Here is a 23,212-nt window from a genome sequence, read left to right on the forward strand (position 1 = left end):
GTGTGACAATTCTGTTAACTATCAATAACAGAGATAACTATGAATCTATTTTTCCCAATTGTTGCTGTCTTTATTTGGGCTGCAAACGCAGTAGTAAGCAAATTAGCCACTGGCGCAATAGAGCCCGGAGCCATTGCTTTTTATCGTTGGCTTTTTGCCTTATTTATTTTGTTGCCATTTTGCATTAAACCCGTATGGCAACAACGACAATTAATCGTAAGTAACTTAGGCAAGCTCACTGCTCTCGCCTCGCTGGGCATGGTGTTAAATCAATGTCTTGCTTACTATGCTGCCCACACAACGAGCGCAACAAATATCGCCGTATTTTTATCACTCATGCCACTATTTGGGCTGTTTCTTGCTGTGCCTTTATTAGGCAACAAGCTAAAAAAACAAGCATTAATTGGTGCCGTTATTTCTCTTTCTGGCTTGGTCTATATGCTCAGTAAAGGTAACCCTACTAATTTACTCACAAGCGGAATTCAACAAGGCGACGGTTTAATGTTTATTTCGAGCTTAGCCTACGCCCTTTATTCAATACTGCTGAATAAATGGAAGTTACCTCTTAAGCCTTGGGCCTCTATTTTTAGCCAAGTCGCAATTGCCACATTACTGCAACTCCCTCTACTCCTTAGCAGTGACTCTTATGTAATTACTACAGATGCTTTGCCTATGGTTCTGTTTGCTGCTGCATTTGCTTCTGTATTAGCTCCGTGGTTTTGGTTAAAAGGAGTTCAGCGAATTGGAGCGCCTCAAGCCACCTTATTTATGAACCTAGTTCCGGTATTTACAGTAGCAATTAGTCTTGTCTTTTTAGGGCAATCACCCACCATATATCACCTCATTGGTGGGAGTTTTGTCTTTATCGGTTTATTACTCGCTCAAGTGAAAATCTTTCCTCTTCGAATGGGTATTAATCCGAATATAATCAAGACATCGAAAAGCTAGTACCAGTCACGATATTTTCACTCATTCTTTAGTTATAAAAAAAGCCGATAACATTATCGGCTCTTTCTTCTATTTAGATTCAAAAGCCCGAACTAATAATCCATCACCAGATACCTGATAAGCACCTGATTCAATGAATAATGATTGCCCAGCTAACAACACAGTGTCATTAAATTTAACTCGTCCTTTGGCAACCAATAAAATTGAACGAGACGTCACCATTAAAGATTGTTCATGCTCAGTGACTTGGCATAATGCTAACCCGAAATCAGTCTCTGTTGGCTGCAATATTTGTTCTGACTCAACAAGCATTGGAGTTAACTTTTCAGGAGTAAACGAAGTAAATTGAGTACAGGCCATTAACTCAGCGGTATCAATATATTTTGGAGTAAGCCCTGCTCGTAATACATTATCTGAACAACCCATCAACTCAATACAAGTACCCTTTGTATACGCATGGATAGTACCTGCCGGTAAGTACATCGCTTCACCAGGCTCTAAAGTTAAACAATTCATATAAAGCGGCGCTAATACCCCGATATTACTTGGATAATAATGTGCAAGCTCAACCAATTGCTGCCACATTGAATCATTGTGACCAATCCCAATAGATAATGCCTGCGCAATAATATGTTGCTTATCTTCTGGTGCTAATTGCAACAGTGATAATAATAATGTCTGATGATTAAATGCGTCACTTTGTAAGATAGCGTTTAATGCATCTGACTGAATTAAATTAAGATTATCAGTAATATCTTCTAACCTTTTAAATCCCACCATAATTTTAAAAGGTGACAACGCCATGACCATTTCAGGTTTCGCGTAAGCGTCTTTATAATTTCGGTGTGGTGCATCTAAAGGAATGTGCTGTGCATTTTCACGCTCAAAACCTTCTTTCGCTTGAGTATTATTCGGATGAACCTGAAGAGATAAAGGCTGAGAGGCACTCAATACTTTAAACAAAAAATTCAGAGGTTTTTGCTCTAAAAACTTATCTAATGTTTGCCAAGAATTGTCATCAAGTTGAACTTTAGAAGGCAACGATGGATGCCCACCAAACCATAATTCAGCCAGTGGTTTATCATCTTGGATTGGAAGTCCAAACAGCCCATAAAGTAGATGAGATCCCCATTGGTAATGACGCTGCCCTGCTTTAACGGTATATACACTATTCATAAAGATAACTCTTTAATTGCAAAAATAAGAGCCGTTAATCCTTGCTCTACTTTTATGCGCGGACAACCTAGGTTAAGCCTTACAAAACCTTTCCCTGCAATCCCATAAGTACTGCCTTGCATGATGGCAACTTTATGGCTCTTAATTAAGCACTGATTTAAAGCATCCATATCTAACGATAAAGAAGAAAGATCAATCCATGCAAGGTACGTTGAATCAGGAATTTGATAACCAATACTTGGTAACTCTTTCGCCAACATCTCTTGAACATAACGATGATTTTCATATAAGTACGATTTCAGTTCATCAAGCCAAGGACCACCTTCTTGATAAGCGGCCATTAAACCAATAACACCAAGAATAGAAGGAGAAGAAAGGCCATCCACTTGTTTAAGGTTAAATAAGTAATTCTCTCTTGCGATGTCATCAGTAATAAATGCATAAGAGCCGTTAAGTGCCGGAATATTGAATGACTTTGATGCTGAGCTGACTAAAGCCCAACGAGTCCCCATACCAAACCCTTGCCAAGGCGTATGAGGTTTAAAACAGATATCCATGTGGATCTCATCGCTAATAACAGCAACATGATACTTTTCACAAAGAACTGCCATGCGTTTCAACTCTTCATAACTCCAGACTTTACCTGTCGGATTATGAGGGCTACAAAGCAATAAAATCGTGTTATTAGGATCAGATAATTGAGCTTCAAATACATTCCAATCAATTTGATAACCATCTGAAGAAGGGGATAATTGATTTGGAATAATCGTTCGTTCTAACCCTAAAATCATTTTATCAAAGGCATCATAAGCAGGAGTATGAATAATAATACCTTCACCTGCACTGCTCCATTGACGGATCAACTGCGAAATAATGTAAATAACAGATGGCCCATAAACAAGATGGTTACCATCAAGCTCAGCATTAAAACGGTGCTTAAACCAATCCGTAATCGCCCCTTTAAAATCGCTGTGATCCCAACGGCTATAACCAAATACAGGATGTTCCATTCGTGATTTTAGTGCATTCATAACCACAGGTGGCGCAGCAAAATCCATATCTGATATTGTAAACGGTAAAAGATCGGCCTCACCGAAGCGATCAGCAACGTAATCCCATTGAGTGCAGTAACTGCCTTTACGATTGATTTGCTCAGAGAAAGTAAACATAGCGACTCCAAAAGCTCATTTCTATAAGATTAAAATACGAAGGATGTGAAAAAGGTGGAGAGAACCTCCACCTATTAGCGATTAAGCTGTTGCTGACATTAAGGATTGCATTTCATTTTTTACAATATGAACTTGCGCGCCAATAACAACCTGTAAGCTATGTTCATCAAGCTTAACGACACCAAGAGCGCCATACAGTTTTAACTGAGCATCATCAACCAAACTCATGTCTTCAACCGTCATACGTAAACGTGTAATACAGTTATCTAATGACGTGATATTCTCTGCACCACCAAGTGCTGCAAGGATAAGTTTTCCTTTACCACCAGCTGTTGCAATAATTGCCGCTTCTTCTTTAGACATCGCAACGTCTTCCGCTTCACGGCCTGGAGTTTTAAGGTTGAACTTAAGAATCGCAAACTTAAACACAAAGTAATAAACCGCGAACCAAACACCTGCAACCACAGGAACTAGATACCATTTAGTAGACAGACCTTGAAGCACACCAAAGACTAAGAAATCAATAATATTGCCATCGGTGTTACCAATAGTAACGTCTAGCATTCCCATAATCATGAAACCAAGACCAGTTAAAATTGCGTGGATAAAATACAAAACTGGAGCAACGAATAGGAATAAGAATTCAAGCGGTTCAGTGATACCACCAACAATACAAGCAACCACTCCTGAAACTAATAACGCTTTAATCTTGCTGCGGTTTTCAACTTTAGCACAGTGGTACATAGCCAAAGCTGCACCAGGAAGGCCACCCAAGAACGCAGGCATTTTGCCTTGAGATAAGAAAGCAGTAACTGATGGAGTAAAGCCTTGAGTTTCAGAACAAGAAAGCTCTGAGTAGAAAATGTTTAATGCGCCAGATACCGTATCACCACACACTTCCATAGTGCCGCCCGCTTCAGTAAAACGAATAAGCGCAACTAAAATATGATGAAGACCAATAGGTAAAAGTAGACGTTCGCTCATGCCAAATAAGAAAGGACCAAAATCACCTGCACCAGCAATAACGTGACCAATGCCGTTAATACCTGCCGCAAAGTAAGGCCAAATAAAAGGAACCAATAAACCAACAACACCTAACGTAATCGTTGAAATAATAGGAACAAAGCGAGCACCACCAAAGAAAGCTAATGCATCAGGCATCTTAAACGTATAGAAGCGAACATGCAGCTTAGCAACGATAATACCAACGATAACCGCACCTAAAATACCAGTATCAATCGATTCGGTTCCTAAGATAGATTTTACACCGTAAGCTTCACGTAACACTTCATTATCAAGTACACCATTCACCGTTAGGTAAAAGTTAACCGCTAAATTTAGTGCAGCGTAACCAACCAAACCAGAAAATGCAGCTACCCCTTTCTCTTCACGAGCAAGACCCATAGGGATGGCAATTGCAAACATGACAGGAAGATAAATAAAGGCAACTAAACCAATCTTTGTCATCCATATAAATAAATATTGGAAAACAACATTATCAAAAAATGGCATTGCCTCTTTTAATGCAGCACTTGAGAAAGAGCTACCAATACCAAGTAATATCCCTGAGAATGCAAGTAAAGCAACAGGTACCATGAAGGTTTTTCCTAAGCTTTGTAAGAATTCCCATAAAGTCGTTTTATTCGCTTTTTGCTGCATAAAATATCCTTAATTGATCACTTAAAATAAATACCGTTGAGTAATTTAAACATCTTCATTGGTTTAAATTTCCTCTTAATCTTGGTCACACAATACACCTGATAAATACTGGTAAAACGTTTTACCAATAATCTTGTGCGAGTGATCACGATCTTTTTCCATTCGATTGATAATTACGCTAGAATGGCGGTAATAAATGTGTTTTATTAGGTAAAACGTTTTATCTAATCGTGGTAAAAGAAGTGCTATGACAAACAAAAAAGCAAATATTAAGGATGTTGCAAAACGCGCTGGCGTCTCAGTAACAACCGTATCAATGGCACTGAGCGATAAAGGACGGATCTCACCTGAAACCATTCAAAAAGTAAATCAAGCAGTACAAGAGCTTGGTTACATTAAAAACCGTACGGCCTCTAATTTACGCTCAAAACAGTCATTATTAATTGGATTGATCCTAAGAGACATTAGTGATCCCTATTATGCTGAAATTGCGGCAGGGTTAAGTGAAGTATTAGAAGAAAAAGGTTATATGCTTTTTCTTACTCAATCAGGCACAAATCAAGATAAGTTTGATCAATGCATTGAAACCATGGTCGCTCAAGATGTTGGTGGGATTGTATTTTGCCCTATCCGTGACATTGGCGTTCCTAATGTCCAAAAAATACAAGATTTAAATTTACCGATAGTGTGTGTAGCTCGAGCAAAAGTAGGACAACAAATTGACTTTGTTGGGCCAGACAATATGCAAGCAGCCAAAATTGCTACAGAGTATTTGATTAAACAAGGACACCGTCAAATTGCTTACGTTGGCGGCCAAAGTGATTCATTAAGCAGAGCAGAACGTTTAGGGGGTTATTGCAGTACACTAATGCAGTTTGGTTTACCCTTTAAGCCTGAATGGGTAGTAGAGTGTGATAAGAGTCAAACTGCTGCTGCAGAAGCTGTAAATCAACTAATTAATAAAAACCCAAAAATAACAGCAATACTTTGCCATTATTCATCAACCGCGTTTGGCGCTGTATACGGTGTTAATCGATCTAACCGCAGTGTGGGTAACGATAATTATATTGGGCAACAAATCGCTATCATTGGGTTTGATGATGTGCCTGAAGCTGAATTAATTCAACCATCACTCACCTTTGTCTCTTCCCCTATCCGTGACATTGGCCGCCAAGCTGGACATAGATTAATTCATCAAATCAACAATAAAGACAGCGCACCTCAAAGTCTGATTTTAAACCCAGAATTAATTGCCCGTGATTCAGCTTAATTACCTGTTTTAATAAATAAAAACCACAGATAGAAGAAAAAACATTTGGGTTAGTAATATATAATTACAAGCCCAAACATCTGATACTACGACCGCAGCTTATGTCTCACTTGGCTAAAGCGATAGAAAACCAAAGACAGAAGCAATAAACCACAGCCAATCAGTTTATTTAACGGCATGGATTCATCATATATCCAAACACTCAGCAGCATGGTCCAAATAGGTTCAAGTAACATTAAGATCGCTGCATTAGTTGGGGTTACCCACTTTTGTCCTATCGTTTGCAATAAATAACGTAAACTGGTTGCCAGTAACACACTTAGTAACACCCACTTCCACGTAACTAAGCTCACCTCTTGTGGCCATGTTTCTAAAAACAGTGATAACACCACACCTAAACAACCAACCATGAATAATTGCAATGTCGTTAATAAAATGGGCGGCAAGCTTGCTGAGTATTTACTGTTAAAATTAAAATGCGTCGCAAGCCCTACTGCTGCAAAAATAAACCATAGTTGACTTGCCGATACATTCCAACCGTCGTTCCATGCCAATAAAAACAAACCAGAAACCGCAACGGGTAAAGATAACCAAAATGCTCTTGGTGGCCTATTGCCAAATAACGGCCAAGCAAGTAAAGGAACAAACAGCATAGAGAGGCTCATAATAAACGCCCCTTCACCTAAAGTGTCGCTGATTGATATTGCATGGATCCAACAGAATAAAGCGGCAGAAAGCAATACACCAACCCCCATTGAACGAACACAATCTTGCCATAAGGCTTTTTTCAATGCGCCAAAGCAAAATGGCAATAAACACAATGAAGCCAGAATAAAGCGAATACCAATAAAACCAAACGGAGGTAACTCTTGAATTGCTTGTTTAGAAAATACCCACCCAGCACCAGCCAAAAGAGTGGTTATAATTAAAATAGGCTCTGCACGGAATTTAGTTAGCATAAAAGGGCTTAATAGTAATGATGAGGAAAATAAAAAAAGAGCATATTGTGATTACAACCAACATGCTCTTTTATGCTAAATAGTTTATAGGTATTAAGATGCCGAACTTCGTAAAGTTATAACCTCTTTAAAACATGACTATTTAGTATTAATTACATCGCCAATAAGCAGACGTTTAGGGTTATCGATTTGAGGATTCAATTGAAGTAAATCTTCTAATGCAATACCTTGCTCTCTTGCAATGCTGTATAACGTATCATCTTGTTTGATTGTGTAATACATAACCGCTTCATCAACTTGCTTTTGCGCTTGAGCTTTAAGCTCATTTTGCTCAGCATCTAATTTGCGAACCGTTTGGTAAATTTCACTGTCAGTGTCTTTTTGTGATTGTAATTCAGTTTCTAGTGTATTCACTTTAGACTCTAACGTACCTACTTTTGATTCTAGGGCGCTTATTTGTTCTGTCTGATTTTTTTGCTGAGCAATAAGTTCATCATTTGATGCACAGCCAGTAAGAACTAATGTAGACATTAGCGACGCGACTAGAATAATATTTTTTGTCTGTTTCATACTTTTCTCACAACTTCATCTGTTTGCCAAATAACTTCGACCATTGTCATAAAAATAAGATGTATGCACAAGTAATAAATAGCGTTATCAGTGGATTTTGCTTGTTTGGTGCCAGTTTAATTAACTATTTTAATTAAAACATCAATCAATTTTAGTAACAAAAATCATCTCAACATCCCGTTTTTTCGCTTTAAGATGATGCGAAAAAACCAGAAAGATAAATGAAGCCTTGAATATTTAGTTAATAGAACACTACTTTAATTTACATTATTTACCTGTGATCTCATCGTATTTTTTAAAGCAATTTAGTATACATTTAGATCATTTCAGACAACACTAAACATAGTTATTGACCAATAAAAAAGGCTTAAGATAAGTTTATCTATCTTACGTAATATTCTACACACGTTTAAAACAGTGCGTTTTTTCTCGACACCAACAAATAGGTAATCACCATGATAAAAATGCTAGTTTGCGACTTCGATGGTACGATTAATGGCGGACCATCACTGGGTGTAGACCAATTTTCAGCGTACCTAGATACACAACCCGAACTGCATTTTATTATTGCTACAGGTAGAACGCTGCCCTCTATTAAAGAAGGATTAACTACGCATAACTACCCAAAACCACGGTGTATTATTAGTGATATTGGCACACGTATTAATTATGACTATGATTTAATTGCAGATGAACGTTGGCAACACCAATTGCAAACAAGATGGAATAAATCGGCAATACAAACCGCTTTGCAAGACATCACGTTTTTAGGAGAGTGTAATCCATCGCATCAAGGCGATTATAAGATCACTTTTGAGGGACAACTGGACCACAAGCAATATTCAACAATAGCAACAGCACTTGAACAACACTCAATTGATGTCGATATTACCTATTCTCATGACTGGTTTCTTGATATCACCCCAAAAGGGATAAACAAAGCCAGTGCCATTCATTACATCATGGAAAAATACAATCTGGCTGCTGAAGAAATTTGTGTCGCCGGAGATTCAGCCAATGATACCAGCATGCTGACTATGCCAGGTATTAACGCCATTTTAGTCGCAAACCATTATAACGAAGTCGCTCATTTGTCTGGGCTCAATCACGTGTATACAAGTAATGCCTCCCATGCAGAAGGCGTATTAGAAGGGTTAATATACTGGCAAAATAATGCGGTAGAAAAAATGGTGAAATAGCATTCATAAGTGACATTGAGAGTACTTTTGATCTGTTAGTAAATTCATAGAGTTAACTAACAATCATAAATCAAGCTTGTGGCTATCAATAGCGTAAATCGTTTACTCTTGCTCTTGTGAGTATTTCTCAACATGTAAATTTAAAAAATGCATTCCGGCTGAACTTAAAACATAGTGTTTATCACCACAAGGGTAGAGAAAGTTCCGATCTGTAAGATAGTTTAACGCCTTATCCCACGTTTCGATTCCAAGCGCCTGTCGAATGTCATCATATATAGTTTGTTCTGCAATTTCTTCTAGTGCGGAACGTCCTAATCCAATCACCGGAGTGGTTAGATCGTCTAGGTCAAAACCTTTATCTACCCAATAACGGGCAATAATCAATAATATTGCCTGAATCTTGGTGGCGTTGGTATCAGCATCTTCTTCTGCCTCACTACGGCTGATATAGAAAAACTCCCCTTCAACGTTAAAATTCAGATTATAGCCAATATGCAGATATAGCTGGGTAAAATGATCAAGATTATTGTACAGCTCAGTATAAAGAGTACTTTCTATAAAGCTCTGCTGATAAAGATCATAAGCTTGCTTAGTAATCACCTTTCCGTTTACAAAGGTTGAGTAAATCTGTTGGCTTTTAGCCATGCTTATTTGGGAAAAATCTGTCATCATTGTGTCACTCTCTCTGTTCGAATTTTACGATATAAATACACAGTATCGCCTTGAACTATACGATTACGGAAATTCGTTACTTTTACTGCATGACCATCAAGCATTTCATTGCTACGCATCAGAAAATTTAGTCCTTCTAGCAAATCAATAAAATGATATTCAGGTAAGTTACCTTTGAGTCTCCGCTGCAGCGCGAGTGTTAAATCTTGATATTCTGTCATTTTCATTTGCTTGACCAAATTGTATATACATTCAGCTCTTTCTAGTCTTCGCTCCGTAGAATCATCTTTAGAGCTTATTAAATCAACATAGCGATCCTTTTCTAGCAAACCTTGATCAGCTACTCTTGCTTCTATATCACTGACTACGTTATTAAGATAAGCTTCAGAACTGCTAATACGCAGTACTTTTGGCCTTGCCTGCTGCATTAACCCAAGGAATGCACCATTGTCACGAGCAAATTGCCCATCAATCTGGCTACGTTTAAGGTTATGCCTTGTCGCATCTAACTCTTTGACTAGATCACTAAATGCCGTTTCAATCGCATTAAACTGTTTAAGGCGTTTTTTCGATCGAGCCAAAAACTGATCAACCGACTGAGATACCTTGCTTATTTGTGAATGAAAGCTATTAAAGCTAACCTCATATTTCAGCATTGCTGTTGAGCGTTGGTGATCTTGATGATGTTCAAACTGGCTACGTAAACTTTGCAGACATTCAAATAAGTTAGGACCATCTTTCAAGCGACTCTTTTCATCAAGAAACTGTCGAGTAGGCAAAATATGCCTAGACAAAAGTAGCGAAATTTTTCCAATAGATTCTCGTTGTAACACCGAGAAAACTTGTGGATTATCTGACTTAGCGGCTAATTCACTCGCCTCACTCAACTCTTGGTTAATCATCTGCATTTTAACTAAGTTCAAACGAATGCTGTTTAACAATTCACTCAAGCGATGGAACAGTTCATCTATCAACTCTTTAAAATCAAGATCACTATCGCTAAACAACAAAGTATTCGATTGAAGTTTAGCTAATAATAAACGTATTCCTCCGAGTTGAATTTTCAATGCTACATCCGTTAAATCTTGAAATAAACTATGATCAAATAGTCGAAATACGCCAATCACGGAACGATCAAAAATCAGTCGACTTTCACCACCAAATTCATCTTTATCAACCAAAATGTGGACTGCGAGTAAGTTATCTGTCGAAAAAGCCGTACGCAGCTGTTTCTGTTTATCTTTATTTTGTCCTTGAATATAACGATGTAGCCGAGAAATAAATGTTGCTTCACGTACATAAGGTTCACTCATTTCATCCATTTCACGAATGATGTCACGCATAATAGTGTGATGTTCAAGCATGATAGAAAAAGTAGGAATAGTTAGGAGCCGTTGCTCACTCATCTGCGTCTCCAAACATATCAAGTTGTTCTCTATCCAATGCACTTCCTTCTGTAATAAAACTGTCAGGCATACCCGTAAAGGCGATAGTTCGCGCTGCACTATAAGGGGTTGCGGTACGCATCGCGTCTAATCGGAAATGTTGTCCGAATTTAAAAATGATCTCACTGGATGCTGAATTAGTCGATGCACTTAATACTCTAAATCCCGCTTGTTTCATATTGGGCAATAACCAATCAAACTGTGAACTATCAACAGAAGCACCTTCGTCAATAATTAAAGGAAACTGAGTTGTACATGCACTGTTTCTTAATTTACCGAGGAGAATTTCAACCAACTTGATATTGATTAGCATTATTGTGGACGTGGATTGTGACTTACTTTCCCAGCCTGTTTGCCCTTGCTTTTTCACTCGATAAGCAATACCAGAGACAATCTGATCCATCGTTAACAGCGCTGCTTTGCCATCTGGGAAAAACTTTTTACTAAATGCTTTAAGACGTTCAATAAATTGATCTGATGCTTTTTGGTCTGAATGCGTATCTAAGTGCTCTATTTCACTAACTAAATCACTGAACCTCACTTCAATTTTTATATTTGCTTCGACCTCTGCTAAATCATTAATAGCGACACCTTTAAAAGATCGGTTAATGCTCTGTTCAAACTGGCGCACCATTTCACGGTTATTTTTTAATTCATTAATAATGGCGTGAACAGAATGCTTATGTTCTACAAAGTTTTTTCCAAGAATATCAAATTCTTCATCTAAGCCACGATAACGCGACTGAAGTTGTTGGAAAGCGTGTTCTAGTAGATCATCCTCAATATGAGAAGCCATAAGTTTATCGTCATTTTCAAGCACCTGATTTCGCACAAAACCTTGAACTTTTTCAACAATCTCATTTTTCGCTTGTCGCTTATTTTGTAGGGCTTTTATACGATGTTGTAAGTTGTCTTCATTTAACTCTACTGTATGATCTGGCAATACAGAAAAGTCGATAGTAGGTAAAGCATTGGCTTCAAGCTCTGCCTTAACCCGAACGTGATAATTACCTAATGTCTCTAGGTCTAATTTAATTTGGTCTACTTTGATTTTTTGCGATTCAGATGCTTCTCTTTCTTGCGCTAATACTACTTTCTGACTTTCAAGTTGCTCTTCAAGTCTCTGCTCTTTGATTTTTTCTTGCTCAAGCTCTTCAGTTACACTATGAAGCTGATGTGTATTACTATTGAAAGCCAATAGCAGATCAATTTCTACCTGAGTTCGATTGATTTCTGCCTTAAGCACATTAATGGCTCTAATCCGCTCAAACCGATTTTCATTATCTATCGCATTAATTTCAGCTGCCCGTCTACGACTCTTTTCAAGAGCCGTTCGAGCCTTATCTAGCTTAACTTGATCTGACTCTCTACCATCGATAGAAATCGTATCCAGTCTTACACCGAATAGCTCATAGTTTAAACCATCAGCCTCAATTAAATCAGTAAAAGACTCTATAGCGTGTTTCTCTGATGAGGTGAGTTCTCTTTCCGGGTTAGCCTCTGCTACTTCCGAGTTTACTGCGGCTAACTTCTCCCAAGTAGATTTAGATAATTGATTAAATAATTTCAATTCCTGCTTATTTACTGAGGATTGAAAACGACGCTCCATTTCTTCGAACTTTTTAATGTCTTTTTCAAGTTCATCCAATTCATTCTGTCGCTTTTCGGCATCTTGTTTCAGTTCCAGCTCGTTATTTTTATTAGTTAAATGCAGTCTATGACCTGATACAATCGTTTCAAGAGAATCTGAGTCATCGTATAAATTTACTAACAGCTGAGTTTTCTGCACAGTTTCATCAAGTTTTTGATGTTGACGAAGTAGTACTTTCTTCTCCCCTTCTAAGTTCTTCTGTTTATCCGTTATATCACTACAATTCTTATTAGCAGATCGTGTTTTAACTTCTATCAGTTCTAGTTGAGTCTTTTCTAAATCTAAGGCTTGGTTTTCATTACCGATTCGGTTTTGCACCATCATTGCATACTGCATTAACTCATCTTCAGCATTTCTATTTTTCATTAACTGCTGATGACTGTCAGACAGTACTTCAAACTCTGGTCTTAAATTATCGATATTTTTTAGTAGCTCTTCACGACGCATCAGTGATTCGTTATGCGCAATAAAAGCATCAATATCAAAATTGAGTTCATCTTTACGCTCTTTTTTCTGCGACTCAATAATATTAGCAATGGCTAATCGTACTGTGTCAGAGCCCGTTTTCATATCAAACAGCAAACGAACTAATGCACGAAAAGCATCGACATCAGCATCGCTCGTCGTACTTAGTGGGAAGAGGCAAAAGCGCATAGCATCAATGTTTAGCAGTTGATTTGCGTAAATCACGTCTTTAATTGCCGCCGAACGCATAAGTGTCTTAAAATGTTTATCTTCTCGCTTGAGGAAGGCTTGAACTTTTGTTGGACTTAAATCTGCTACTCGTCCACCAATTCCATCCTCTCCAGCGTTTGCATCCCAAAAAAGATGTCGAATCTGCTCATAACGCAATGAGGTAAACATTCGGCGATAATCCAACTTATCAGAATTGCCTCTATACAGAATCTGGCAATGAGGTAAAGGTCCACCCAAGTAATTGTCACACTCCAAAATCAGAAAGCTAGTACTGCTTGGGAAATAGTGCTCGAAACTCTCATCGTTAGTATAAAATTTGCCTTCTTTGTCTGAAAACCCAAATTTCTTTGTCGAGTCTTTAAAGTTTTCTTCCGGCAATAAAAATAATCTTATTGCATTAAGGATTGAGGTTTTACCGATATTTCCGCCACCTATCAGTATTCCACCTTCACGCAAATCAATTTCTGCGATGGCAACACCCGCAGAATCTACAGCTACAAGACGAGATATACTGATCAAAAGGTTATCGATTGCTTTATTAAACATGAGTTAGTCCTGTGATAATGCTGGTAGTAGAGCTTCTTGCTCTAAGAAAGAGCGCGTTTGATTCATGAGATCTGCTTCTGTATTCAGTTCAAGATCACGAGCGAGCTGTATGGCTTTCTCAAGGTGGGTACTATTTTTTGGCTTCAACTTAAATTTATTCCTAAAAATCTCCCAGTCATCTGGTGCTAACCAATTGCTCTGGGGAAAAGAGTTTTTGAGCGTTTTGTATATTGTTAAACCACCTAAATCTATATCTTGAGCACAATAAATTTCATCATAATTGGAAAGAAACGAGTGATTCAGCTGATGGCATATCTGATTACCTGAACCAAAAATAATGTCACAACTATCTATCATCGAAGAGTGACCAATGAACTCTAAAAATTCCCGATAACGATAAAAATTCTCAATATTTTCGATAAGAACAGCCTTTTTACCAATAAGCTTCCCTTCTGTTTTGTAACCTTCAAGGTTAGATACAACAACAAACGGAATCTGAGATTTAGTGATGCGGTTCAGAACTAGCATATGCGCAAAATTACTCGGAAAATCATGTGAACGCCCCACATGAGACGCACTAACTCTATTACTTAGTTCTGGCTCAAAAAGCGCGTTATGCCACTTTTCATCAAGTATGGTCAAGTTATGACCACCACGAACACGCGTAGCACTATATATATTACGCCACTCGTTGAAATCAGAATGAGGCAAGCAGTCGATAAACCGATCTAAATTTATCGTTCTTCCTTGTGAGATCTTAGTGAGGTATTGATTAAGCTTCATTTCATCAAATCCAATTTAATCATGTAGATACTGTTGAGTATTTCATAAAACCCTAATGGGAATTGCGAACCAAGTCGATTTATTAGAGAAGGTATCCCCCAGCCTGTTGACTACTATTTGCACTCAAAATAATATGACACCATTAGCGACAGGTAAATACTGATTACATATACATGTAGCATAACTAGACAGGAATCAAACTATGAGTAAATGGCCAATTCGGTGGGATCTTCTTTTTCGATACAGAATGATCGAGATTATTGCGTTATGGGAAGGAAGGTTGACCACTAATCATCTAATCCAAAGCTTTGGTATTGGTCGCCAACAAGCATCAAAGGATATAAACAGCTATTTAAAAAATATCGCACCTGATAACCTAATCTACGACAAACATTTAAAAGGCTATAAACCCAGTGAGAGCTTTACTCCTCAGCTTACACGAGGTCATGCAGACGAGTACTTACATGTTCTATCTCGCACTGAAGACATGACGGTAACTTTTGATGAGCTTGATATGGGCTTTGAAAATACAACCATGGTCCGTCCCGTAACACGCAATATCTCACCTGACATTTTACGTCCACTGGTTCAAGCTATTCGAGAGAAAAAACGTGTCGATATAAGCTACATATCTTTGAAAGATGGCGAGGAAGCTGACCGAATTATTTCTCCACATACGCTCGTTTGTACCCCTTTGCGTTGGCATGTTCGTGCTTATTGTGAGCATTCTAAAGGCTATAGAGATTTTGTACTTAGTCGTATTCGAGGTATTCCAGATATCAACGATAGAATTGTAATGGGGAAAGATGAAGATGAGGATTGGACTACTCAACTTTGTATCGAATTAAAGCCAGATCCTAGATTAACTGAAGCTCAGGCAGCGATCATTGCCAATGACTATGGTATGGAAAAAAGAACTCTGCACATAAATACCAATGCAGCTTTAATTCGCTATGTTTTAGACACGTATAATATCGATATCAATGTATTGGACTCGAATCCCAAAGGACAGCAGATAATCTTGGGGAACCTTGAGGAGTTGAAACAATATGTAATCTTCTAAATCGGCAATAAAAACTTAAAGCAATCTCGAAAATAGTTTATTTAAAAAACGGCTTCAAACGGTAAATTTTGCAACATAAGATAGGAGTTCCTAGAGCTAATAAACCTCAAATTACAGGCACAAAAAAGCCCACACTAGGTGGGCTTTTTTGTTTGTTCATAAAGAACGAATTGGCTACTGGACTCGATTACATACCCTACCCAATTGATTATAAACAAGTTATTTAAAGTAGACTTTTAAAGTGTTACCTCTGGTGTTACTTTGATAAAATCTTACTCTAATAAAAGCATTATCACACCTAACGTGTGACACTGTCACGACATTATTTCCTATTAATAGCGGTATGCCTTTGACTCTTGACTTAAGCAAGCTTTAACTAGTAATATTAACTTATCAATGACTAGTTAAAGCCCTATCCGTAACCTCGACCAAACTTTTAAAAAACTTAATGCACTTCTCTGCTTCCGGCTTACTGATTAAATGAGAACTTTGCTTATCTGTAACAGAACGATGCACTGCGTCCCCACGTTTTTTTATCCATTCGTTCAGCTTTGCTCTGGTTCTATTTTGATCTTCGTATCCAGGCCATGTCCAACATTCAGTCACATCGATACCAAGGAAGCGTTCAAAGATATCTTTTGTCTTCTTACTATTTGGAGTATGAAAAAATTTAAGATCTGTTTCCAAAGTTCTGCTAATGAAATTGCCTATTTGTGAACCTTGAAGAACCTTTGTTTGCATCGCTACTTCTTCACTGATTTTGTCTTCAACATATGTTTCCCATGCAGTTAAAGTCATTATAAGAGCAGCTCGCTTTAACTCTTCAGGATCACGTCCCAACTCAGGAATATTCTTCATATGTTCATAAGCTTCTAATATCCTTTCAGCATCTTGGATAGAAACATCAAATACACTTTTTGCTTGGCACATATTTAATCCTTTTTTATTGTCGTCTTAAATCAATCCACTCTGAGAAATAATGCATCGGATCGCAAATTTTACTCATTGATGCATAATGAGAGTTACCTATCTGAATACCGTGAACCTGTAAACCCAGATTCTCTCTTCGGTTACTTATTTTCCTACTTAATCCTGAAGACACTGGAAATTCACCGTCGCTCACTAACAAGATGTCAGCTTTATGCCACTCTTCCGAATCACACTTTTCCAATGCTTTATTAAGCGGTCCTTCAGCATCGGTTCCACCACCAAAAGACATTGTTAAAAAGTTAAGTAACTCATTAAAACCAGATACATCTAACGTTAATTCCAATTCACTTACTTCTTTTTTACTTCCAAAGAGATATACATAACAGCTTCTCTTTTCTTTGTAAGCAACCTTCATACACTCCAACACAGTAGCTTTTGCAATATTTTCCGGTAAACCTCGCATTGAACCGGAAGTATCTAGGCAAATAACCATGGGGCCACGTTTTTTATTTATATGCTGACCAACTCGCTCAGAAGTAACCTCTTGGTTTCTCACTTCATCAACTTTAAATATTTCAGTTCCTTCAACAGAATAAGAAATTAAGGCATGCTCAGCTCTTTTAACATGCCAAAGTTTTTTTAATATAGGGTTAGTAAGCAAAGACGCTTCTTGAGGTAGCATCCGAGAAATTGAATCTGAACGTGTAATACCTTTTGTCTCCATAGGGATCAATGGTGTGTCCACATATTTCTCATTTCTTGAAACTATACTCATTTGGGTGATGATTTCTTCAAGCATAAGACCATCAGTCTTTTCATCACGCCCTAGATCTTGAATTAAACTTTGTAGTTTTGGTAATTTTTTTATTATTTTATTCAATCGGGTTATATCAAGCCACCCATGACTTTGAAATACTCCTTTTGATAAATCAAAACCTAACCCTGTAATCAAGCCAAGTTCAGAAAAGACATCTTCTAATTGAGACCATACTGCTAGTCTCTCTTGCCATACATCAGGCAAGATGCCGATACTTACCTCATCAGAAAGTAACTGCTGCCAGATTTTCTCTGAAGCCATTACGGTAATTCTTGCTCGCTGTTCATTGCTCAAAAAAATAGGTTTAACTTGTTTACGCTGATTCTTTTTCTTATCTAAAGCCTGTTTTATTTGACTTAATGCCTCATTTTCCATCTGTTTTATCAGGTCAGACACCAATGGTAATGCTTGGGACTGGAGCTTATCTATCACGAAAAGTATGTCCGTTAACAAAGCATCTGTGACTTCTGCACTTTCTGAGCAGTAACGATTTAAGCCTGTTTCCATCACCACTTTACAAATCGCATTTTTCATTGATTGAGGAGCTAAAGGATACAAACTCACCGGACTTCTTCCAGATAAAAGCTCATTCCTAGAGTTGATTAAAGACTCACTGCGCTCAGTTAAACTACCAGTAGAGCCAGTAATAACTGCCGAAAGGAACTTCTCCGGCACATTATCAAGACAACTGAACTGACTGTCTAAATTTAACAATGGAGACTTAACTATGTATGATTCGCTAATCACATAGCTCTCCTTCAATTATCCCACTGTTATCTTCCAGTTCAAACGCCAAGTTAAGCTCTGACTCCAGCGGAAGATTGTTAAAACCAGATTCCAAAGATGTAACCCTTTTTAGAAGCTTATCAACTTCTTTTTGAGAAGAGTGCAGAGAATCAATAACCTCAGAGAGCATACTTCTATCTAGCCAAAGATGCTTTTCAAAGTACCCAGAGACACCTGAGATCTCTTTATTTATCTGACTATAAAAACCCTCAATATTACTCCTTATATTTTTAATTTCTAAAACTCGTCCTTCAACATGAGCTTTCGAAAAGGAGCTATTCAGAGGTATTGGTGTATTCTTAACCTCTACCATAATCGGTTTATTCTTCTCTGGACTGTAACTGTAACCGTAATTTTGAGTCAGTTCTGTAGTCTCATTTCCGTTACGATCCGCATAGAGAAAATTACCCCGATGATCTTTTTTATGGGACTTGCTCACCTCTTTTATTGTTTCCTCGCCATCTCTGTCGAGATATAATGTGTTTCCTTTCGCATCTTGTTTATGCGTTTTTTGATCTTCTTTAAGCTTCTCTTCCCATACATTTAGAACCTTAAGTAAACGGGATGGGGGTGTTTTCCCATCAACTGTCACCAAACGTTTATAAAGCTTCTGAAGGCCTTTAAACTGTTCAGGTTGTTCCCACAAGCAATGAGGAAGAATCCAAGCATCGTAAATACTGGTTTCGTTAAAGCCTGAAGTGAAAGCAGATACTTTCATCAGCTTCACTAATTTTCGCCAACGGCGATCAGATACGTAAATATTTTCAGTGACTAGGTAATTACGAAACTCTTTACAAGCTTCTAATGTCGCAGGAGTTAGATCTACTTTCTCGGCGAGATGTTGTACCTCATATAGATCTTCAATCTTTAAACGGATATTGAGTTCTGGATCAAAATCCGTTAATGCACCGCACAATAGTTTGTCAAATGAATCATTAGACACTGGTGACACGTAAGAGCGCAGAATAAATCTATCATACAATGCACTTAATTCCTGACCATCAGGTAGTTCATTACTTGCCGCGACTACAGATACTAACGGAACATCTACTCTTCGGTTTCCATTGTCGAACTGACGCTCATTAAGCAACGTCAAAAGACTATTCAAAATAGCACTATTAGCTTTAAAAATTTCGTCGATAAAAGCGACCGATGCCTCTGGTAAATAACCACTAGTCAATCTGTTATAACGGTCTTCTTCTAATGCCTTAATTGAAAGAGGACCAAACAACTCTTCTGGAACAGAAAAGCGAGTCACTAGACGCTCGAAGTAGTTTGCTTCTACAAACGCACTTTTCAGGCGTTTTGCTAATTCACTCTTTGCCGTACCCGGAGGTCCTATAAGTAATACGTGCTCCCCTGATAAAGCAGCAAGCATCATCAGCTTAACTTGATGCTCTCTTTCTAATAGACCGTTATTCATTTGAGTCATTAACGTCTGGATTTTTTCTTTTCTGTTTAGGTTCACTGTACTTATTGACGTTGTCATATCTAATTCCTTCTATTTTAATTTTTTAGTTCCAAATGAAATACATCAATTGGTTTAATCTGAACACCAAACGCGTAACTCAGCCAGTGTCGTTTTCTTAATAAACAACTCTGTTGTACCCAACAACTTGAGCATTTCTTCTGTTACCTGTTTTTTACTTAAGCCGGGCTGAACTATTGTCACTTGAAACTCGATAGGTGTAGTACGAGAGCGATTCTTAAAACTTTCTAATTCTGCGATGCTGCCTTTTAAAAAACGGCTTTGCCCTTTCGCTTTCCATGCTGCTTCACGCTTTTTGATATGTTTGTATACATATGGAAGGCCAACATGTTTCCAACGCACAGAACGCTGGGCTTGCCCACAAACTTCATACAAATCACTTAGACGTCTCCCAGGCTCTGCACCATGAGAGTACTTACAGTGATATAAGCTTAAAATTATTTTGTCTGGTAAAGATTTAAGCGCAACTAAATCGGCTGCCTCTCCACTGTCGTCGTCATTAATTATAATATCGTAGTCTTCTTCAATGGATTGCCATGTTTGATGTTGGATCGTATCAACATTTTGATTAGCACCCATCGATTCTTTTGTTATATCTACTGTCCATTCGACAGGGCTCAAAGATTCAGCATCGTAGATACCTATATTGTCCTTCACCTCAACCCAATAACAGTTATAAGAGAACGAACCATCGGCGTAATAGATAAAGATAGGATCAAGGTACATCTCTTCAATCAATTCTCTTGGGTCAGCACTTCCTACCTGAATGGTAATCGGCTCACCTTCTATAAGTTGATACTCATAGCCTTTTGATAAGTCACTATCGATCAAGAGTTTATATTTAGAACTATCTTGATTCGATTCAAAAATCACTATTGGGTTACAGGTTTGCTCATCCCATGTAACTTTCAAATCAACTTCATACAAGTAGAGTTGTTTTGCACCAAAGAAAATCCTAACACCTTCTTCATTTCGTTGTTGTAGATGCTCTCCCCACTGAACTGATATCGGCATATGGGTATGAGGGGTATCAATTTTCTGTGGTCTTAAGAAATCACGTGTAATATTAGCTTCATCGGAAGCTCCTGAAACTACCTTATCCCATGCAGCTTTTACCCACAGTAACCAATCCGCAATAGAACCAGCTTTAGGTGACCACACTTTGCCTTTACGCTCAGAGCACCCCCAAAGTACTTTATTTCCATCCTCATACCCCATCGCTGCGATATTGCTGAGTGTTGATGCTGACTTCTCTACGGCACTCAAACCTTCAGTTACATTTGAACCAAAAAACTGCGTAAAACTAATTGCACCGTTTTGAGCGGAACCCAGATTATTGACTAGTGGATATTCAATATTATTAAGTACATTAAATATTTGCTTACCAGACATGACATAAGTTGAGTCGCCACATAGCTTTTCAGCCAAGGTATCTACTTTGAATCCCTTATAATCATTTGAATAAATAAACAGTGCATCTCGCTCACTATCCCAATGAGCTATCAATATCTTGTAGTTTATGTCCTTAACATCCTTGAAATGCCCCCACTTCACTGCTGTACTGGAAACCGCTAACAAAACTAGAATGTTTTCTTGTTCAGAAACTGAATGCCACATCTCATCACAGGTGAACTTAAGATCAGAAAATGCATCAGGATTCCAGTTTTCACACTCAGTTTTGAATAACATAGCAGAACAAGATGGACGTAAATTCCAAAGAGATAATTGCTCATGCAAGTCTCCTTGCCCTTTAAGTGAATCTACAACTTCTTGCAATCTTACTTCTCGTTCAATTTGATTTTCAGATAAACGTCTCAACACCTCATCCCAGTCAGCACCAAGTGCGTATAGCTTCTGTAATGCCCCTTCAACGCCAGAATCCGCAATATTCACAACTACGCTTGCCGTACCTAATTTCTCTTTGTGGGAGACACGAGTAAATCGACCTATAAACTGTAGCGTTATCGCCAAGCTCTTATGATGATCGTGAATAGCTGCAATCTTTAAATTTGGTAAGTCGTATCCTTCTCCTAACATATCGACACAAATCACCACTTTCGCTTCTTGCGAGCGTAAGTAAGCGAGACGTCGTGTTTGTTCAGTTTTAGAAAGATCAGAATGAACTAATATCGGGTTTAACTCAGGAGCCAGCTGTAGATATAGTTCAAAGACTTCTTCAGCTCTTACCTTTGTTTTCACACGAGCCATCATTAAATGATCAAGACCCGATTTTAAATCCTGTTTTAATAATTTAATTGCTTTTTCAGCAATTGATTTATCCATAGTGTCTTGGAAATATTCCTCAACAGGCTCAAGCTGAACATTCGTAAAATAACCAGCCTTTTGAGCTTCTCCCATCGTATAGTTATAAATGATTTTAGCGCCCAAACTTTGAGTATCATTACGAAAAGGAGTTGCTGTAAATTGAATAACTCGTTTACCTAAAAATCTATTCTTAATCTCATTCCATTTATTAGCTGATATATGATGTGCTTCATCTACAAAAAGGTGACTACAGGAATCACAAATAGTTTTCAGTACATCAAGGTTGGCAAATCGTGAATTCAAAATTTGAGGTGTTGCTATTAGTACATTCGCTTTATCAAGAAGCTTTTGAGCCTCCTCTACACTTTTAATACCTTTCTTAATCTTAACGATCGCAGGATGTAAAATACCTTCAGGAATAACACCTAGCTCAGCCAAGCAACCTAATGTTTTAAACTTATCGCCAACTTGGTCTCGTAGTGAGTTTGATGGAACTAAAACTAATACCTTATCGCAACGATGATAAATCGTTGTAGACAACATTGTTTCTGTTTTACCTGTCCCTGTTGGTAAAACAACAGTACTCGGTTCAATATTAGAAGATTTAGAAAACTCTGCAGAGATCGCATGAAGGGCTCCAATCTGAGGTGTTCGTAAACCCAAAGTTCCAGCGTCTTGATCTTCTGCCTTAAACATGAACTTGTTTTGCCAAGATTGAGCCAAATCAGAAGGTTGTAAATCCTCAAGCTGCATCAATGGATGATTTAACCATCGCAACTCTGTTAGTGCTACTAGTGATTTAAACTGAGAAGGCTTTGAGGTGTATAAAACTGGATAATCTTTTAGAGACGCAACACAAACGCACTTACTTTTCACAATGTAAAACGTCGAGAAATACCCTTCTCTCGACGACATTGCCATAACTATATCGGGATCATCTGTAAAAGTGATAACAACGTTTATTTCAAACTGTCGATGTCCAAATCTTTCGACTTTATTGCCGGATAATTTAATATCAGGAAATGAAAAAGTTGGGATTGTTAAAGTGGCAAGATTAGCGTCGGTCATATTTAATGGCTCCTCTAAAAGTTATTGTTGATGTATTGTACCTTCAACAAA

Annotated in this window: 17 protein-coding genes; 4 read left to right on the top strand and 13 right to left on the bottom strand. The window is 37.9% G+C overall.

From position 1 onward, the window contains the following. The first annotated feature begins 39 nt into the window (after positions 1–39). Complete coding sequence (locus tag BTO23_RS05365) at positions 40–948, top strand: DMT family transporter (protein WP_105063098.1); 909 nt, start codon at positions 40–42, stop codon at positions 946–948. Between the two features lie 69 nt (positions 949–1,017). On the opposite strand, the gene manA is transcribed toward BTO23_RS05365, so the two are convergent. From manA to malX, 3 genes are all read right to left on the bottom strand, one after another. Then, positions 1,018–2,124: a mannose-6-phosphate isomerase, class I gene (gene manA, locus BTO23_RS05370; protein WP_105063099.1), complete on the bottom strand. Its 1,107-nt coding sequence runs from the start codon at positions 2,122–2,124 to the stop codon at positions 1,018–1,020. Beyond that, a complete protein-coding gene (locus tag BTO23_RS05375) occupies positions 2,121–3,293 on the bottom strand; it encodes a MalY/PatB family protein (RefSeq protein WP_105063100.1) in 1,173 nt (390 codons plus the stop codon). The genes manA and BTO23_RS05375 overlap by 4 nt, the downstream gene beginning before the upstream one ends. 81 nt (positions 3,294–3,374) lie before the next feature. Then, on the bottom strand, positions 3,375–4,952 hold the full coding sequence (gene malX, locus BTO23_RS05380) for a maltose/glucose-specific PTS transporter subunit IIBC (protein WP_060990942.1): 1,578 nt from the start codon (positions 4,950–4,952) through the stop codon (positions 3,375–3,377). 247 nt (positions 4,953–5,199) lie between these two features. Between malX and BTO23_RS05385 the strand changes: the two genes are divergently transcribed. Beyond that, positions 5,200–6,222, top strand: coding sequence for a Mal regulon transcriptional regulator MalI (locus tag BTO23_RS05385; protein WP_061002315.1), 1,023 nt, complete (start codon positions 5,200–5,202; stop codon positions 6,220–6,222). 86 nt (positions 6,223–6,308) lie between these two features. Here BTO23_RS05385 and BTO23_RS05390 read toward each other — a convergent pair whose 3' ends face one another. Together BTO23_RS05390 and BTO23_RS05395 are read right to left on the bottom strand one after the other, a co-directional pair. Then, positions 6,309–7,181 (bottom strand): DMT family transporter, encoded by an 873-nt coding sequence (locus tag BTO23_RS05390; RefSeq protein ID WP_061002313.1) that lies wholly within the window; start codon positions 7,179–7,181, stop codon positions 6,309–6,311. 138 nt (positions 7,182–7,319) lie between these two features. Then, a complete protein-coding gene (locus BTO23_RS05395) occupies positions 7,320–7,751 on the bottom strand; it encodes a LysM peptidoglycan-binding domain-containing protein (RefSeq protein ID WP_060990939.1) in 432 nt (143 codons plus the stop codon). Between the two features lie 455 nt (positions 7,752–8,206). Between BTO23_RS05395 and BTO23_RS05400 the strand changes: the two genes are divergently transcribed. Further along, the gene (locus BTO23_RS05400) at positions 8,207–8,950 is read left to right on the top strand and encodes an HAD-IIB family hydrolase (protein WP_105063101.1); all 744 of its coding nucleotides are present in this window, start codon (positions 8,207–8,209) and stop codon (positions 8,948–8,950) included. A 102-nt stretch (positions 8,951–9,052) separates the two neighbouring features. On the opposite strand, the gene BTO23_RS05405 is transcribed toward BTO23_RS05400, so the two are convergent. The 4 genes from BTO23_RS05405 to BTO23_RS05420 are packed head-to-tail and all read right to left on the bottom strand — an operon-like array spanning position 9,053 to position 14,743. Further along, positions 9,053–9,619, bottom strand: a complete 567-nt coding sequence (locus BTO23_RS05405) for a condensin complex protein MksE (RefSeq protein WP_105063520.1) — start codon at positions 9,617–9,619, stop codon at positions 9,053–9,055. Beyond that, positions 9,619–11,028 carry a hypothetical protein gene (locus BTO23_RS05410; RefSeq protein ID WP_105063102.1) on the bottom strand — a complete coding sequence of 470 codons (1,410 nt, stop codon included), beginning with the start codon at positions 11,026–11,028 and terminating at the stop codon, positions 9,619–9,621. The genes BTO23_RS05405 and BTO23_RS05410 overlap by 1 nt, the downstream gene beginning before the upstream one ends. Beyond that, positions 11,021–13,960 (bottom strand): hypothetical protein, encoded by a 2,940-nt coding sequence (locus BTO23_RS05415; RefSeq protein ID WP_105063103.1) that lies wholly within the window; start codon positions 13,958–13,960, stop codon positions 11,021–11,023. Before BTO23_RS05415 ends, BTO23_RS05410 begins: the two co-directional genes overlap by 8 nt. A gap of 3 nt (positions 13,961–13,963) precedes the next feature. Further along, positions 13,964–14,743 (bottom strand): Wadjet anti-phage system protein JetD domain-containing protein, encoded by a 780-nt coding sequence (locus tag BTO23_RS05420; protein WP_105063104.1) that lies wholly within the window; start codon positions 14,741–14,743, stop codon positions 13,964–13,966. Between the two features lie 202 nt (positions 14,744–14,945). On the opposite strand from BTO23_RS05420, the gene BTO23_RS05425 reads away from it, so the two are divergent. Then, complete coding sequence (locus BTO23_RS05425; protein ID WP_105063105.1) at positions 14,946–15,806, top strand: helix-turn-helix transcriptional regulator; 861 nt, start codon at positions 14,946–14,948, stop codon at positions 15,804–15,806. A gap of 393 nt (positions 15,807–16,199) precedes the next feature. Here the strand turns inward: BTO23_RS05425 and BTO23_RS05430 are convergent, their stop codons facing one another. Genes BTO23_RS05430 through BTO23_RS05445 form a run of 4 tightly spaced genes read right to left on the bottom strand, consistent with a single transcriptional unit; the run spans position 16,200 to position 23,161 of the window. Next, on the bottom strand, positions 16,200–16,736 hold the full coding sequence (locus BTO23_RS05430; RefSeq protein ID WP_105063106.1) for a HEPN domain-containing protein: 537 nt from the start codon (positions 16,734–16,736) through the stop codon (positions 16,200–16,202). Between the two features lie 13 nt (positions 16,737–16,749). After that, the gene (locus tag BTO23_RS05435) at positions 16,750–18,300 is read right to left on the bottom strand and encodes a VWA domain-containing protein (RefSeq protein ID WP_105063107.1); all 1,551 of its coding nucleotides are present in this window, start codon (positions 18,298–18,300) and stop codon (positions 16,750–16,752) included. Beyond that, positions 18,293–19,828 (bottom strand): AAA family ATPase, encoded by a 1,536-nt coding sequence (locus tag BTO23_RS05440; protein ID WP_105063108.1) that lies wholly within the window; start codon positions 19,826–19,828, stop codon positions 18,293–18,295. Before BTO23_RS05440 ends, BTO23_RS05435 begins: the two co-directional genes overlap by 8 nt. A 54-nt stretch (positions 19,829–19,882) precedes the next feature. Continuing rightward, the gene (locus BTO23_RS05445; protein ID WP_105063109.1) at positions 19,883–23,161 is read right to left on the bottom strand and encodes a DEAD/DEAH box helicase; all 3,279 of its coding nucleotides are present in this window, start codon (positions 23,159–23,161) and stop codon (positions 19,883–19,885) included. Between the last annotated feature and the right edge of the window lie 51 nt (positions 23,162–23,212).

It is taken from the genome of Aliivibrio sifiae (assembly GCF_002954715.1).
In the GTDB taxonomy this organism is placed as follows: domain Bacteria; phylum Pseudomonadota; class Gammaproteobacteria; order Enterobacterales; family Vibrionaceae; genus Aliivibrio; species Aliivibrio sifiae.